We start from the raw sequence: 212 nt of genomic DNA, 5'->3' as shown, positions 1-212 counted from the left end.
AGGATCTTTGTCCCCGGAAGCGTCAGTCCCTCTTCGATTCCGTACGAGGCCGGCAAAATGTGAATCTCCTCCCGGTTCTCAGCAAGTCCCCGGTTCAAAGCCGCTGCCGCCGCACAGAAAGACGGTACCCCCGGAATGATCCTCGCCTCATATCCGTCCCGCAGCACCCGCCTGTGAATATACAAATAGGTGGAGTAAACGCTTGGATCGCC

1 protein-coding gene is annotated in these 212 nt (G+C 57.5%); it reads right to left on the bottom strand.

Annotated features, from left to right (window positions below):
- A partial coding sequence (locus HJY11_RS14635) for an SAM-dependent methyltransferase (protein ID WP_243764588.1) occupies nucleotides 1–212 on the bottom strand: 212 nt, incomplete at both ends.

It is taken from the genome of Bittarella massiliensis (ex Durand et al. 2017), assembly GCF_017566145.1.
Lineage (GTDB): Bacteria > Bacillota > Clostridia > Oscillospirales > Ruminococcaceae > Bittarella > Bittarella massiliensis_A.
The sequence above is the reverse complement of the archived record's forward strand: the minus strand, read 5'-3'. Positions and strand labels throughout refer to the sequence as shown.